Source organism: Desulforamulus ruminis DSM 2154 (assembly GCF_000215085.1).
Classification (GTDB): domain Bacteria; phylum Bacillota; class Desulfotomaculia; order Desulfotomaculales; family Desulfotomaculaceae; genus Desulfotomaculum; species Desulfotomaculum ruminis.
Map to the genome: position 1 here is coordinate 2,448,866 of NC_015589.1, position 14,358 is coordinate 2,463,223.

The 14,358-nt window shown below is 46.3% G+C and carries 10 protein-coding genes, 2 tRNA genes and 3 rRNA genes; all 15 read right to left on the minus strand.

Going from position 1 to position 14,358, the window contains the following annotated elements:
* Positions 1–35: 35 nt before the first annotated feature.
* A complete protein-coding gene (locus DESRU_RS12215; RefSeq protein ID WP_013842415.1) occupies positions 36–809 on the minus strand; it encodes an IclR family transcriptional regulator in 774 nt (257 codons plus the stop codon).
* 142 nt (positions 810–951) lie between these two features.
* Positions 952–2,244, minus strand: a complete 1,293-nt coding sequence (locus DESRU_RS12220; RefSeq protein ID WP_013842416.1) for a nickel pincer cofactor-dependent isomerase, group 22 — start codon at positions 2,242–2,244, stop codon at positions 952–954.
* Between the two features lie 14 nt (positions 2,245–2,258).
* Positions 2,259–3,539 (minus strand): TRAP transporter large permease, encoded by a 1,281-nt coding sequence (locus DESRU_RS12225; protein WP_013842417.1) that lies wholly within the window; start codon positions 3,537–3,539, stop codon positions 2,259–2,261.
* Between the two features lie 5 nt (positions 3,540–3,544).
* Positions 3,545–4,021 (minus strand): TRAP transporter small permease, encoded by a 477-nt coding sequence (locus DESRU_RS12230; RefSeq protein ID WP_013842418.1) that lies wholly within the window; start codon positions 4,019–4,021, stop codon positions 3,545–3,547.
* A gap of 61 nt (positions 4,022–4,082) precedes the next feature.
* A complete protein-coding gene (locus tag DESRU_RS12235; RefSeq protein WP_013842419.1) occupies positions 4,083–5,117 on the minus strand; it encodes a TRAP transporter substrate-binding protein in 1,035 nt (344 codons plus the stop codon).
* A 269-nt stretch (positions 5,118–5,386) separates the two neighbouring features.
* Entirely contained in the window at positions 5,387–6,406 is a 1,020-nt protein-coding gene (locus tag DESRU_RS12240; RefSeq protein ID WP_013842420.1) for a (R,R)-butanediol dehydrogenase, read from the minus strand.
* Positions 6,407–6,429: 23 nt separating this feature from the next.
* On the minus strand, positions 6,430–7,230 hold the full coding sequence (locus tag DESRU_RS12245; protein WP_207635944.1) for an SDR family NAD(P)-dependent oxidoreductase: 801 nt from the start codon (positions 7,228–7,230) through the stop codon (positions 6,430–6,432).
* A gap of 91 nt (positions 7,231–7,321) precedes the next feature.
* Entirely contained in the window at positions 7,322–8,008 is a 687-nt protein-coding gene (locus DESRU_RS12250; protein WP_013842422.1) for a YczE/YyaS/YitT family protein, read from the minus strand.
* A 149-nt stretch (positions 8,009–8,157) separates the two neighbouring features.
* Positions 8,158–8,292, minus strand: coding sequence for a hypothetical protein (locus DESRU_RS21490; RefSeq protein WP_274376987.1), 135 nt, complete (start codon positions 8,290–8,292; stop codon positions 8,158–8,160).
* Positions 8,293–8,324: 32 nt separating this feature from the next.
* A complete protein-coding gene (locus tag DESRU_RS20290) occupies positions 8,325–8,528 on the minus strand; it encodes an acyl-ACP thioesterase domain-containing protein (RefSeq protein WP_238446286.1) in 204 nt (67 codons plus the stop codon).
* 109 nt (positions 8,529–8,637) lie between these two features.
* A 5S ribosomal RNA gene (gene rrf / locus DESRU_RS12255) occupies positions 8,638–8,754 on the minus strand.
* Positions 8,755–8,814: 60 nt separating this feature from the next.
* Positions 8,815–11,753: ribosomal RNA gene (locus tag DESRU_RS12260) — 23S ribosomal RNA — on the minus strand.
* Between the two features lie 234 nt (positions 11,754–11,987).
* A tRNA-Ala gene (locus DESRU_RS12265) sits at positions 11,988–12,063 on the minus strand.
* Between the two features lie 41 nt (positions 12,064–12,104).
* Positions 12,105–12,181, minus strand: a tRNA-Ile gene (locus DESRU_RS12270).
* Positions 12,182–12,426: 245 nt separating this feature from the next.
* Positions 12,427–13,956: ribosomal RNA gene (locus tag DESRU_RS12275) — 16S ribosomal RNA — on the minus strand.
* The 16S, 23S and 5S rRNA genes sit together here with 2 tRNA genes alongside, the layout of an rRNA operon.
* Positions 13,957–14,358: the final 402 nt, after the last annotated feature.

Sequence of the window (14,358 nt, forward strand, 5' to 3'; positions counted from 1 at the left end):
AAACATTGTTCCAGATAATGAAAGAAGCATGCCCCTTAAGGACAATACCCCAGACGATGGGAAATCTTTAACCCCGTCTCCCTTATCTTAGCCGCCAATTCGGGAACCCTTTCTCTTGTTACTCGGGATTCTGGACCTGCAACACTAATGGAAGCAATCACCTGCCCTGAATGATCCCAAACTGGTGCAGCAACGCAGCGAATACCCAATTCGTTTTCTACCTCGTCAATTGAAAAACCCTGCAGCTTGATTTCTGCCAAATGTTTTAGCATTTCATCTATATCCGTAATCGTATTAGGTGTTTTGCGAGGCATCCCCTTTTCTTGAAGAATTTTTACCACTTCTTCCTGGGGCAGAAAAGCCAGTATGGCCTTGCCAACCCCTGTACTGTGTACCGGACCCCTACGACCAACCTGCGAATACATGCGAATGGTACTAGGACATTCCACTTTATCAATGTAAACAATCTCTCCCTGCCGGAGAACACACAGGTGCACAACCTCATTGGCAAATTGCATAAGTTCTTCCAGGAAAGGCCTGGCCTCCTGGCGCACTTCCATATTAGTCAGCATCTTATTGCTTAGCTCGATTATTTTTAACCCCAGCTTATATCTTTCCGTCTCAGAATCTTGCTCCACAAATCCCCTCTGGGCTAAGGTGCCAAGGAGGCGATGAACAGTACTTTTATGCAGGTCCACTTCATGGGCCAGTTCAGTAACCCCCAACCCCTTTTGGTAATTTCCTAAAACCTCTAAAATTTTAAGGGCCCTTTCCAGGGACTGAACAGTTTGTCCAATACGTGTGGTCAAAGGTATCACCCACTTTCGCCAATTTGATAAGTCATCTGCTTTTCAGAAAGGATATCTCTATTAAACAACAATGAGGGTAACACCTTTAAATTTTACAAAAGATAGAAAAACTCCTCCTCCACCCATTATAAATACTTTTTAATTATAATCTCGTGATTAAATTGCCGGATTCATCATAATGAAAGGACTCCAGTTCACCTAATATCTCAATTTGTGAATTGGCCATTGCCTCTGGCAGCAGTCCCTCTGAAATATAGATTTCCTCCAGATGCAGGGAATTTTTGATACGTACTATCCTGAGCTTCTCCGGTTGTAAACAATAGGAGGTTTTGATGGCACACCGGATGGCATAGTCATCACTGCGCATCACCATAGGAATGCGTACGGTGGGAGGGAAAGCTGCTGTAAGGGCATTAATATAGGTTTTGGCCATATTAAAGCTATCATAGAGCCGCATGGTTGTAATATCTGCAGGTGCCACACCGTTACCATTTCCCTCGGTTCTTTCACTTAAACCCAGTACCACAATGCGCTCTGTTACCAGCTCACCTTTGGCAAAGGTGGTGGAAAAACGCCCAGTAACATTGGGGTCCATACCGTCACCGCTGATATCCTTGCCTATCTCATCCACCACTAAAATATCCAATGGGTTAAAAAGAATCTTGGGCATTAGTTCCTTGGCCTTCTTAAGGAGCTGGGGCTCCACTGCCAAAATCTCATCCACTGGAACAGCATGGATTTCTGAGGTTTGATCATAGGCATTTTCTAAAATAGCAATTCCAAAGAGTAAATTAGCCTTTTCAAAGGTTATTTTACTGGCAGGGATTAATTTTTGATCAAAATGATTCATCCCTAACTGGTGGCAGGACTCGGCACCCTTTTGTTTGCCCAACCCTATTACACTCATCTTTACAATGCCGCTTTCAATGACACCACGGAAAGCAGTGTGGGGCTTAATGCGGTTGATAATGATAACCCCATCTGCTGCCAACACATGCTTGTCCACAAAGACCGGCAGGCCATTGGCTTCACCCACCTGCTCTACTTCCATCGAAGAAAGAATTGGCACTCCCATAGACTCTTCGGTAATACCCAAGGTCTCCAATACTTCTTTCTGACCTTCGGCAGTGGCTCCACCATGGCTGCCCATAGCCGGGATAATAAAGGGCTCTACACCCCGGGTTGTTAGAAATTCCAGGGTGGTTTTGGTAATTTGAGCAATATTAGCAATGCCGCGGCTGCCCACTGCCACTGCCACCCTCATACCTGGACGAAGCAACTTCTTAATCTTCTCTTTATTTAACTCCTCAAATACAGCGGCATCTACCCTCTCTATTTTAGGGGCATGAAAAAGTTGGCGTACTTTAACAAACCTAGGAACTGAGACTTCATCTAAGATTCTTTCGATTTCTGAAAAATCGCCAAGAATTGGCATCTACATTCAACCTCCTACTTAGTAAACCAGCCAAGTGGTGTCATAACCAGCTCAGGGAAAGCAATAAGGAGTGCTAAAACTGCTAGCTCTGCCAACAGGAAAGGCCAGATTTTCTTTACCAATTCTACCAGCGTAACATGTCCTACACCACAGCCCACATAAAGAACTGTGCCGATGGGCGGGGTAATTAACCCAATAACTAGGTTCAGAACCATAATAATTCCGAAATAAACAGGATCAATACCTGCCTTCAAAATGAGAGGCATTAATACAGGAGCAAAAATCAATATGGCAGGGGTTAAGTCCATTACCATGCCTAGTAAGAACAGGAATATATTAATGGCAATCAATAACATAATGGGACTCGCGGCAAGGGAGCCAAAAAGTTCTGCCACCTGAGTAGGAATTTGGGCAACGGTCAAAAGCCAGGCCACAGCCATAGCAGCAGAGGCTACAAACATTACCACAGCCGTCCCTTTGGCAGCGGCCACAAAGATTGGTGGCAAATGCCGGAATTTTACATCTTTATAAACAAACATAGACACCAGCAAAGCATAAACTACCGCTACAGCTCCAGCCTCGGTGGGTGTAAAGATCCCAAACCGGATCCCGCCCACGATGATTATAGGCATTAATAAAGCCCATATGGACTCCTTAAAAACTTGGATAGCCTCAGCCGTCGTGTATGCCTTACCCTTTGCATAGTTATTTTTCCTAGCAATAATTGTCCAAGTAATCATAAGCGCCGTGGCCAGGATCAAACCTGGAACAATACCCGCCATAAACAATTTGGTAATGGAAACCCCAGCCGTAACACCAAAAACAATCATTGGAATACTCGGCGGAATAACGGGGGCAATCAAGCCTGAGCTTGCCACCAGGGCTGTTGAAACATCTCTTCTGTAACCTTCACGTGCCATAAGAGGAATTAAGATACTACCTAAGGCAGCAGTATCAGCCACAGCGCTGCCGGAAAGGCCTGCAAACAAAACACTGGCTAAAACCACCACATAACCTAAGCCGCCTTTGATCCGACCAACTAAAACCATAGCAAATTCAACGATCTTCTTAGAAAGGGAGCCATGTCCCATGATTTCCCCCGCCAGCATAAAAAAAGGGATAGCCATCAGAGGAAAGCTGTTGGCACCGTAAACCATATTTTGGGCAATAATTTGAGCATCAAAATTCCCCAGAAAGAGCATTAGAATAATCCCACAAAGCACCAATACCACAGCAATGGGAATGCCCAGGGACAACAAGAGAAAGAGGCTGCCAAAAAATACACCTAAGGCCATGCTTTCTACTCCCCTTTACAAAGCTTAATAATTTTACCAATAGTGATAAAACCAATCATTACGGCAGCTAATACGTAGGAAGCTGAGATAAAGGAGAAAGGAATTCCGGTAGCTGGTCCTAGGGTAGACATAGCAATTTTAGTAAAACCCAGACCTCCAGAAAGCATGACTCCCACTGCAATAAGAACCAGAATATAGCCCGCAAGATCGACAACTTTCTTTGGTACACCCTTCAATCTGGAAGTAATAAGATCCACACCAATATGTTGATTATCCTTATAGGCGGTGATCGTTCCTAAGAAGATAGTCCAAACAAATAAATAACGGGATAACTCCTCACTGGAAACAATTGTTTGTTCGAAAAGATAGCGGAGGAAAGCATTTATAAACACTAACAATACCATCCCAGCTAAGGATAAAAACATCATATAATCTATGAACTTATATACCCCACGAGTTATTTTAGAAGTGGATTCAGACATTCCGTCACCTCCATCTTTTAATGATGCTGCCCCCCCTAAAGGGAGGCAGCATTTAGTAAATTTACTGCACAGCCATTACCTTATCAGCCATTTCCTTGGTACCAGGATAGGTTTTGTAGAACCATTCTTGTACAGGTTTTTGAGATTCAATTAGTTTTTGCTTGAAGGTTTCATCCGGGAAGACAACGGTCAGACCCTTTTTCTTTAAGAATTCGATATCCTTTTGTTCATTTTCTTCCAATAGTTTCCACTCGTAAGCTGCTGATTCGTTAGCTGCCTTTTGAACAATTTCTTGCAGTTTAGGATCTAAACCTTGCCAGAACTTCTCGTTAACCATGTAGAGGTTAGGGGAGAACAGGTGACGAGTATCTACCACATATTTTTGCACCTCATACATACCGGAAGCCTTTAAGGTTGCATAGGGGTTCTCCTGACCATCAATGACCTTTTGCTCCAGGGCTGTAAATGTCTCGGAAATCGGCATGGGTACAGCGTTAGCGCCTAGGCCTTTAACCATTTCCACATAGATGGGGTTGTTGGGAATCCTTAATCTAAAACCTTTAAAATCCTCAAATTTTTCAAAGGGTTTACTGGAAGACACTACCCGGAAACCATTGGCGGTCCAGGCTAGGGTACGGGTACCCATCTTTTCTTCCATGCCCTTGACGATTTCTTTACCAAGCTCACCATTAAGTACTTTCTGTGCATGGGCGTAATCGCGGAATAGCAAAGGCATTTCTGTCAAACCAACCATCGGCAGGTCTTTAGCAATCAGACCACCGGTGACGCACATTTCTACACTACCGTTTTTCGTTCCATCAATAAACTGTTCCTCAGAGCCAAGGGTAGCATTGGGGTAAATTTCTACTTTAATTTGTCCGTTGGACTCTGCTTCAACCATCGGCTTAAATTTTTCTTTTAAGGCAATATTCTGCGGGTGTTCATCAGCAAAGTAGTGTGCTACTTTCAGGGTAATGGCTTTACCTTGTTCGGAGGCGTCTTTTTTCTCTTCACCGCCACCGCCACAACCGGTTAAGAAAATACTGAATAACATAATACCTAGGACACTTAAGGCAACCTTAGACAGCTTTTTCATATTTGACCTCCTTGAAAATAGTATTTTATAATAACCTTTTACAATCAGTTAATTAACGGATCACCTCCCTGGAATAGGATAACTCCGGACTCACAATGGGTAATTACGATTATTGTTTTTGTTGTATTTCGTTTCATATTATGAAACCCCGTTTTACATCGTTAAGTAAAAAATAATCGCAATATGTATATTTTATCATTCGACAATTTCTTCAAAATTCCTTCAAATTTGTTTCATTATTCAAAATATTGTTTTATTTTTGTTTTAGTTTAAGGAGTAAATAAAATCTTCATAGAATTTCCGCTACTAAGCATTAAATCGAAGCCCTCTTGGGCCTTTTCTAAGGGAAAACGATGGGATATCACTTGCTCTATTTCCTTTAGTTGCCGAAGTATATGTAATGCCACTTCATAATCCCTTGGCTCATAAACTCTTACACCAATGATGGAAAGTTCATTAAAATTCACTGTCCTTAAATCGATTTTGCTTGGCTCTTTAAAGACACTGACTACGACAATTTGGCCGGTAATTTTAACCAATCGGGTAGCCAGCAAGGCCGTTGCAGGGGCACCCGCTGCCTCATAGACAATATCGACACCGTTTCCACCAGTAAGTTTAAATATTTCCGCTTCAGGGTTATTGGCTGAATCCAACACTTTAAAACCAAGGTTTCTAGCCAGTTCTCGTCTGCTGTCGCTGATCTCACCAACTATAACCTCTGAAGCACCGGCAAATCTGGCAGTAATTGCAGTTAGAAGCCCAATGGGTCCACCACCCAGCACTGCCACAGTTTCTCCTGCCTTCAGGGCAGACTTTCTGATGGCATGGGCTGTAACTGCCACAGGTTCCACCAAACAGGCCAGATCCAGCGGTAGATTAGCTGGTAGTTTTACTATCTTAGCAGCATCCACTTTAACATATTCTGCAAAACCACCATCAATATCTATCCCTACCAGGGCCAAACTTCTACAAACATGGGCATTGCCAGTTCGACAGGGTTGACAGTGTCCACAGGATATTAACGGATTTACGGTCACCTTATCCCCCACTTGAATCGTGCTGTCTGGCGGTAAACATGTTTCCACCACCTCACCGGTAAATTCATGACCCATAATTAAAGGGGCTTTAGCCCGTGGGTGTTTACCCAAGTAGATTCCCAGATCGGAACCACAAATCCCAGCATAATGAACCTTGATCAGAACCTCACCGAAATTTAATATTGGTTTCGGCACCTCTTGAAAGTTCAGTTGTTCTTTGCCTTGCCAAACAATAGCTTGCATGGTTTTCATTTGTCTATCCCTCCGGTCCGCATTTATAAAGCCATTGATAGAAAACCACCATCCACCTCTATGGTCGTTCCGGTAATAAATTTTGCTGCATCAGAGCAAAGGAACACAGTCGCACCTACCAAATCCTCCGGTACTCCTAACCTTTGCATAGGCGTACGATTCATAATCTTATCGTAGGTTTCTTTTTCTGATAGCATTTTTTCGTTAAGTGCTGTCTTAAAGTAACCCGGTGAGATGCAGTTTACATTGATGCCATGGCTGGCCCATTCAGCCGCCAGCACTTTGGTTAGCTGTAATACTGCACCCTTGCTGGCACAATAGGCCGCGGAGCGGGTAATTCCTAAATGGGAACCAAGGGAGGCGATATTAACAATTTTCCCATAATTTTGGGCCAGCATCTTTTCCCCCACTAGCTTGCAACAGAGAAAGGTTCCCTTTAAATTTACAGCAATTACATGATCCCATTCTGCCACAGTCAATTCTATAACAGGCTTTTTATAGTTTATTCCTGCTGCGTTAATCAAAATATCAATACGACCAAACTTGGACATTACTTCCTCTACTAGGCGTTGAACCTCTTCTTCCCTGGTTACATCCACCGTAGTTAATAAAGATTGAACACCTGATGCTTCGATCTCTTTAACAACTTCCTCGTTACGTTGTTTGCTCCGGCTAACCGGTATGACATTAGCCCCCGCTTTGGCCAAACCTAAACTTATGGTTTTACCCAGACCTCCGCTGCCCCCTACGAAAATAGCAACTTTACCTGTCAAATCAAAAGCTTCCAAAAACACAAAACCACTCCCATCGCCCGTTTGTTTCAAATCGCGAAACACAGTTTCGTTTTATAGTTAATAAAAAATTCTATTTATTTTTTCAGTTTCCTGCATCTTTTAAAAAATCGCACCTTTTTCATCAGAAGTTACTGGTCTGACTCTTTTTGTCCGTTAATAAATATAACCATTTAACAAACCAGCTTTGCCTGCCGCACCAATAAAATAGCATTAAGAACAATTGTGTAAACCAGCCTATGGTGAAGGAAAATATTAATGTTCCTACACCAATTTTCCCGCCCAACAGAAAACCCAACGTAACCACAAGCACTTCAAGTACAGTTCTTACTAGGCCAATGCTCCTACCGGTTGATCGTTGGAGGCCCATCATTAAACTATCCCTTGGACCAGTACCCATATGTGCCGAAATATATGCCCCTGTTCCTAGTCCAAAACAAAAGATGCCAATTAAAAGGTACGCATACTGTTGTAAGTATGTAATAGCAGGTGGGATAAGGTTTACAGACATGATGAAATCAATAAATACACCACCCATGAGCATATTAAGGATTGTACCGAAAGTCGGCTTTATGCCCATTGCATATGCTATGATAACACAGAGTAGTCCGGTTGCAATATTTACCTGACCAAAAGTTAGAGGTACGTACTTCGTCATGCTAATATGAAAAACATCCCAGGGACCTAAGCCTAGATTTGACTCTAAAATTAGTACAATCGAAAAGGCACATATAAATAATCCCAGGGAAAACCAGAACAACTTCACTAGAAAAAGGATTGCTTTCTTTATTACAATGTTATTGAAAATCATTTATAAGACTCCCTACCGGAATGATATTACCCATTATGCTACAACATATTTTAACAGCAATAGTAATAAAAATAAACTTTGTCTAAAAGAAAAAAGCCAAATCCCCACTAGAAAGTGAAGATTGGCTTTCATTTTCAATTAATATTTAGCTATTTATATTGTGCTGCTCCGTTTTTATAACCTTGTAGGTGAACAACCCCATAGCTGTGGTTCTTTTCTTTAAATTGTTCTAACCATTGAAGATAATCCTGGTAATTAAAATTACGAACACCTTGATCTTTCATATATTTTAAGAACATTTTGTAGTCTTTATAATCTACACGATTTCCACAATTATTTTCTCATTCCACTGGGGATATCTTCCCGTTTGTACGCTCCAGCGATTTAATACCCAGGCAATCCCCTCTGACTTCAACTTATTTAAGCCCGACCCCACTGCCTCCGAATGTGCAATGGAGGTTTCCTCTAAGTAATTAAGAACAGAAACCGGTAGTAGCCTCCTGGTATTGGTTGACCTCATAATAATGAACTTCAAACTCTTTTTGATAATGTTTTTTCATTTTACCCCACTCGGCACTACTAATATAACAAAACCCTACAGCCGTTAAGTTGCAGGGTTTTTAAAATTAATCTGGCAACGACCTACTCTCCCAGGGGCGTGAGCCCCAAGTACCATCGGCCCTGGAGGACTTAACTGCTGTGTTCGGGATGGGAACAGGTGTATCCCCTCCGGTATCGTCACCAGAAACTTATTGACTTATTCATTCCCTGAAAACTAAACAGCGCTTTTCGTAAAGGTCATACATTAGGTCAAGTCCTCGATCGATTAGTACCGGTCGGCTCAAAACATTACTGCCCTTACACCCCCGGCCTATCTACCATGTCGTCTTCATGGGATCTTACCTCTTTCAAGTGGGAAACCTCATCTTGAAGCGGGCTTCGCGCTTAGATGCTTTCAGCGCTTATCCCTTCCGAACTTAGTTACCCAGCATTACCGTTGGCACGATAGCTGGTACACCAGCGGTCCGTCCATCCCGGTCCTCTCGTACTAGGGACAGCTCTTCTCAAGTTTCCTGCGCCTGCGACGGATAGGGACCGAACTGTCTCACGACGTTCTGAACCCAGCTCACGTACCGCTTTAATGGGCGAACAGCCCAACCCTTGGGACCTACTTCAGCCCCAGGATGCGATGAGCCGACATCGAGGTGCCAAACCTCCCCGTCGATGTGGACTCTTGGGGGAGATAAGCCTGTTATCCCCGGGGTAGCTTTTATCCGTTGAGCGACGGCCCTTCCACTCGGCACCGCCGGATCACTAAGCCCTACTTTCGTACCAGCTCGACTTGTAGGTCTCGCTGTCAAGCTCCCTTTTGCCTTTACACTCTAACGCGCGATTTCCTTCCGCGCTGAGGGAACCTTTGGGCGCCTCCGTTACTCTTTGGGAGGCGACCGCCCCAGTCAAACTGCCCACCTGACACGGTCCTTTTACCAGCTTCATGGTATCAAGTTAGAATTTCAATATCTAAAGGGTGGTATCCCAACGCTGACTCCATACATACTAGCGTACATACTTCCCAGTCTCCCACCTATCCTGTACATCAAATACCAAAACCCAATGTCAAGCTACAGTAAAGCTCCACGGGGTCTTTCTGTCCTGTCGCAGGTAGACGGCATCTTCACCGTCATTACAATTTCACCGAGCCCCTCGTTGAGACAGTGCCCAAATCGTTACGCCTTTCGTGCGGGTCAGAACTTACCTGACAAGGAATTTCGCTACCTTAGGACCGTTATAGTTACGGCCGCCGTTTACTGGGGCTTCAGTTCTCAGCTTCGACTTGCGTCTAACTCTTCCCCTTAACCTTCCAGCACCGGGCAGGCGTCAGCCCCTATACGTCAGCTTTCGCTTTAGCAGGGACCTGTGTTTTTGGTAAACAGTCGCTTGGGCCTTTTCTCTGCGGCCTCTTCTCGCTCCAAATGTGCATTTTTCACGATACCGAGGCACCCCTTTTCCCGAAGTTACGGGGTCATTTTGCCGAGTTCCTTAACGAGGGTTCTCTCGCGCGCCTTAGGATTTTCACCCCACCTACCTGTGTCGGTTTACGGTACGGGCACCTACAAACCTCGTTAGAAGCTTTTCTTGGCAGTTTGGGATCCGCTGCTTCGCTACTTGTTTTCGCTCCCCTTCACTCCTCGGGCTTCCCGTAAGACGGATTTGCCTATCTTACACCCTACAAGCTTGGACCGGCTTTTCCAGCCGCCGGCTCAACGTACCCTCCTGCGTCACTCCATCCTCAAACGGTCTTAGGTGGTATCGGATTCTCAACCGATTGTCCATCGCCTACGCCTTGCGGCCTCGGCTTAGGTCCCGACTTACTCTGGGCGGACGAACCTTCCCCAGAAATCCTTAGGTTTTCGGCGGGCAGGATTCTCACCTGCCTTTTCGCTTACTCATACCGGCATTCTCACTTCTTATCAATCCACAGCTCCTTACGGTACTGCTTCAACTCAATAAGAACGCTCCCCTACCACTGTCTTTCGACAATCCAAAGCTTCGGTGCCAGGCTTAGCCCCGTTTCATTTTCGGCGCAGGGCCACTTGACCAGTGAGCTATTACGCACTCTTTCAATGGTGGCTGCTTCTAAGCCAACATCCTGGTTGTCTGTGCAACCCCACATCCTTTTCCACTTAGCCTGTCTTGGGGACCTTAGCTGTTGGTCTGGGCTGTTTCCCTTTTGACTACGAATCTTAGCACCCGCAGTCTGACTCCCGGAGTCTTAGTTATTGCGGCATTCGGAGTTTGATTGGGTTCGGTAACCCGTGAAGGCCCCTAGCCCATTCAGTGCTCTACCTCCGCAATCCATCCTCCGAGGCTAGCCCTAAAGCTATTTCGGGGAGAACCAGCTATCTCCTGGTTCGATTGGCATTTCACCCCTACCCACATCTCATCCGCCTCCTTTTCAACGAAGGTCGGTTCGAGCCTCCACTTTATTTTACTAAAGCTTCACTCTGGACATGGGTAGATCACCAGGTTTCGGGTCTACTCCAACGTACTTTCGCCCTTTTAAGACTCGCTTTCGCTTCGGCTCCGGCTTTCCTGCCTTAACCTGCACGTTGGATGTAACTCGCCGGTCCGTTCTACAAAAAGTACGCCGTCACACTTTTAACGTGCTCCGACAGTTTGTAGGCATACGGTTTCAGGTTCTTTTTCACTCCCCTCCCGGGGTGCTTTTCACCTTTCCCTCACGGTACTGGTTCACTATCGGTCGCTTAGGGTATTTAGCCTTGGGGGGTGGTCCCCCCGGATTCCCACAGGGTTTCTCGTGTCCTGCGGTACTTGGGATGTCCTCTGCAATTTTCGTCCTTTCGTCTACAGGGGTTTTACCTTCTGTGCCCTGCCTTTCCAGGCAGCTTCAACTAGGACTAGCAATCACTTGATGAGGATCCCTCAACCCCAGTGAACCGAAGTTCACTGGTTTAGGCTCGCCCCTGTTCGCTCGCCGCTACTTGGGGGTTCGATGTTTCTTTCTTTTCCTCCGGGTACTTAGATGTTTCAGTTCCCCGGGTGCCCTCCTCTGTGCCTATGGATTCAGCACAGGGTGACGGAGGTTTGCTCCGCCGGGTTGCCCCATTCGGGTATCCACGGATCAATGCCTGCTTGCGGCTTCCCGTGGCTTTTCGCAGCTTACCGCGCCCTTCTTCGGCCCTTAGCGCCTAGGCATCCACCGTATGCCCTTTCTTTCTTGACCTACTTTCTTACCTTTTTTGCTCGGATCCATTGCTGTTTCCTGCAAAATTGTTTCTACGACGCTTTACTTGTTTCGCTGTTTAGTTTTCAAGGAACGGTCGGCCTTTGATCTGCTTCGCCTTGCTTCGTCAGCCGCTTCGTTCGTGTGCTCACGTATTCCTATACGCTCCGCGCACTCTCTCGCGGCTTCCTTGCCATGCTCGCATCTGAAAGGCCTTTAGGCAAAATTTAAAATTGGTGGAGACAAGCGGGATCGAACCGCTGACCCCCTGCTTGCAAGGCAGGTGCTCTCCCAGCTGAGCTATGCCCCCACGTTGTATCGTGATAAGCTTTTCGGCTTGTGACGATCCAATGGTGGGACTAGGTGGACTCGAACCACCGACCTCACGCTTATCAGGCGTGCGCTCTAACCGGCTGAGCTATAGTCCCCGGTTTTTTTATTTGTTTGATGAGATACTTAAAATCAACCGGTTTCCTGGTTGATTTCAGGTCTCTCAAAACTAAACAGTCGGATGATGAACGATCGACCAGAGTACGCGCGTCTCGCGATAAGCTTCGCCCTGCTTCGTCAGCTGCTTCGCTCGTGTGCTCACGTATCTCTTATACGCTCCGCTCACTCCCTCGCAGCTTCCTTGCTTGGCTCGCTTCTCCCAAGCCGCTTACGTTCTCCTTAGAAAGGAGGTGATCCAGCCGCACCTTCCGATACGGCTACCTTGTTACGACTTCACCCCAATCACCAACCCCACCTTCGACGGCTCTCTCCTTGCGGTTAAGTCACCGGCTTCGGGTGTTGTCAGCTTTCGTGGTGTGACGGGCGGTGTGTACAAGGCCCGGGAACGTATTCACCGCAGTATGCTGACCTGCGATTACTAGCGATTCCGACTTCATGTAGTCGAGTTGCAGACTACAATCCGAACTGGGACCGGCTTTCTCAGATTTGCTTCACTTCACAGCTTCGCTTCCGTCTGTACCGGCCATTGTAGTACGTGTGTAGCCCAGGACATAAGGGGCATGATGATTTGACGTCATCCCCACCTTCCTCCGTTTTGTCAACGGCAGTCACATTCGAGTTCCCGACATTACTCGCTGGCAACGAATGTTAGGGGTTGCGCTCGTTGCGGGACTTAACCCAACATCTCACGACACGAGCTGACGACAACCATGCACCACCTGTCTCTCTGTTACCCCGAAGGGCAAGGAGTATATCTCTATACTTTTCAGAGGATGTCAAGCCCTGGTAAGGTTCTTCGCGTTGCGTCGAATTAAACCACATACTCCACCGCTTGTGCGGGCCCCCGTCAATTCCTTTGAGTTTCAGTCTTGCGACCGTACTCCCCAGGCGGAGTGCTTATTGTGTTAACTACGGCACTGGGGGGGTCGATACCCCCAACACCTAGCACTCATCGTTTACGGCGTGGACTACCAGGGTATCTAATCCTGTTCGCTCCCCACGCTTTCGCGCCTCAGTGTCAGTTACAGTCCAGAGAGCCGCCTTCGCCACTGGTATTCCTCCCAATATCTACGCATTTCACCGCTACACTGGGAATTCTGCTCCCCTCTCCTGCACTCAAGTCCACCAGTATCAGAGGCCTCACGGGGTTAAGCCCCGCACTTTCACCTCTAACTTAATGCACCACCTACGCGCCCTTTACGCCCAGTAATTCCGGACAACGCTCGCCCCCTACGTTTTACCGCGGCTGCTGGCACGTAGTTAGCCGGGGCTTCCTCTCAAGGTACCGTCATTTTGTTCTTCCCTTAAGACAGAGGTTTACAACCCGAAAGCCTTCTTCCCTCACGCGGCGTTGCTCCGTCAGGCTTTCGCCCATTGCGGAAGATTCCCCACTGCTGCCTCCCGTAGGAGTCTGGGCCGTGTCTCAGTCCCAGTGTGGCCGTTCGCCCTCTCAGGCCGGCTACCCATCGTCGCCTTGGGGGTCCGTTACACCTCCAACTAGCTAATGGGACGCGGATCCATCGGTTAGCGATAAATCTTTCCTCCTTAGAACATGCGTTCCTAGGAGCGTATCCGGTATTAGCAGTCGTTTCCAACTGTTATCCCGGTCTATCCGGCAGGTTATCCACGCGTTACTCACCCGTCCGCCACTAAGTTTAAAAATCACTAGGTTTCATTTTAAACTCCGTTCGACTTGCATGTGTTAAGCACGCCGCCAGCGTTCGTCCTGAGCCAGGATCAAACTCTCCATAAAATATCCTAAAATATTTTCAAGAGTTGATTTGCTCTTGTGTTCTGAATTACTCGCTAGCGTTTTCACGCTTTGACGAGGATTGTTTTTGGTCCGCCTACTCTCGGGTTCTCACCCGACTTTGGCTTCCCGCTTTTCATCCATCATCGTTCTGTTTAGTTTTCAAAGACCAGCTTCGACCTTTGATCTGCTTCGCTTGACTTGTCACGCTCGCATCTGAAAGGTCTCTTATTAGCTTTTTTGGCTTGTCCTTTTGTTCACCGCTCAGCGGCGACATTTGTTATCTTACCACCAGTCGACTCATTTGGCAAGTGCTAATTTATAACTTTTTTGCCTCATTTTTCGGCTGTGCAAGCAGGACTGTTGATAATAGTAGCATATGGATATCAGGGTCGTCAAGGCGAT

Coding starts and splice junctions, on each gene's coding strand:
- DESRU_RS12220 (WP_013842416.1), bottom strand. CDS start 2,244: ATGCCAATTCTTGGCGATTTTTCAGAAATCGAAAGAATCTTAGATGAA.
- DESRU_RS12225 (WP_013842417.1), bottom strand. CDS start 3,539: ATGGCCTTAGGTGTATTTTTTGGCAGCCTCTTTCTCTTGTTGTCCCTG.
- DESRU_RS12230 (WP_013842418.1), bottom strand. CDS start 4,021: ATGTCTGAATCCACTTCTAAAATAACTCGTGGGGTATATAAGTTCATA.
- DESRU_RS12235 (WP_013842419.1), bottom strand. CDS start 5,117: ATGAAAAAGCTGTCTAAGGTTGCCTTAAGTGTCCTAGGTATTATGTTA.
- DESRU_RS12240 (WP_013842420.1), bottom strand. CDS start 6,406: ATGAAAACCATGCAAGCTATTGTTTGGCAAGGCAAAGAACAACTGAAC.
- DESRU_RS12250 (WP_013842422.1), bottom strand. CDS start 8,008: ATGATTTTCAATAACATTGTAATAAAGAAAGCAATCCTTTTTCTAGTG.
- DESRU_RS21490 (WP_274376987.1), bottom strand. CDS start 8,292: ATGAAAGATCAAGGTGTTCGTAATTTTAATTACCAGGATTATCTTCAA.
- DESRU_RS20290 (WP_238446286.1), bottom strand. CDS start 8,528: ATGAGGTCAACCAATACCAGGAGGCTACTACCGGTTTCTGTTCTTAAT.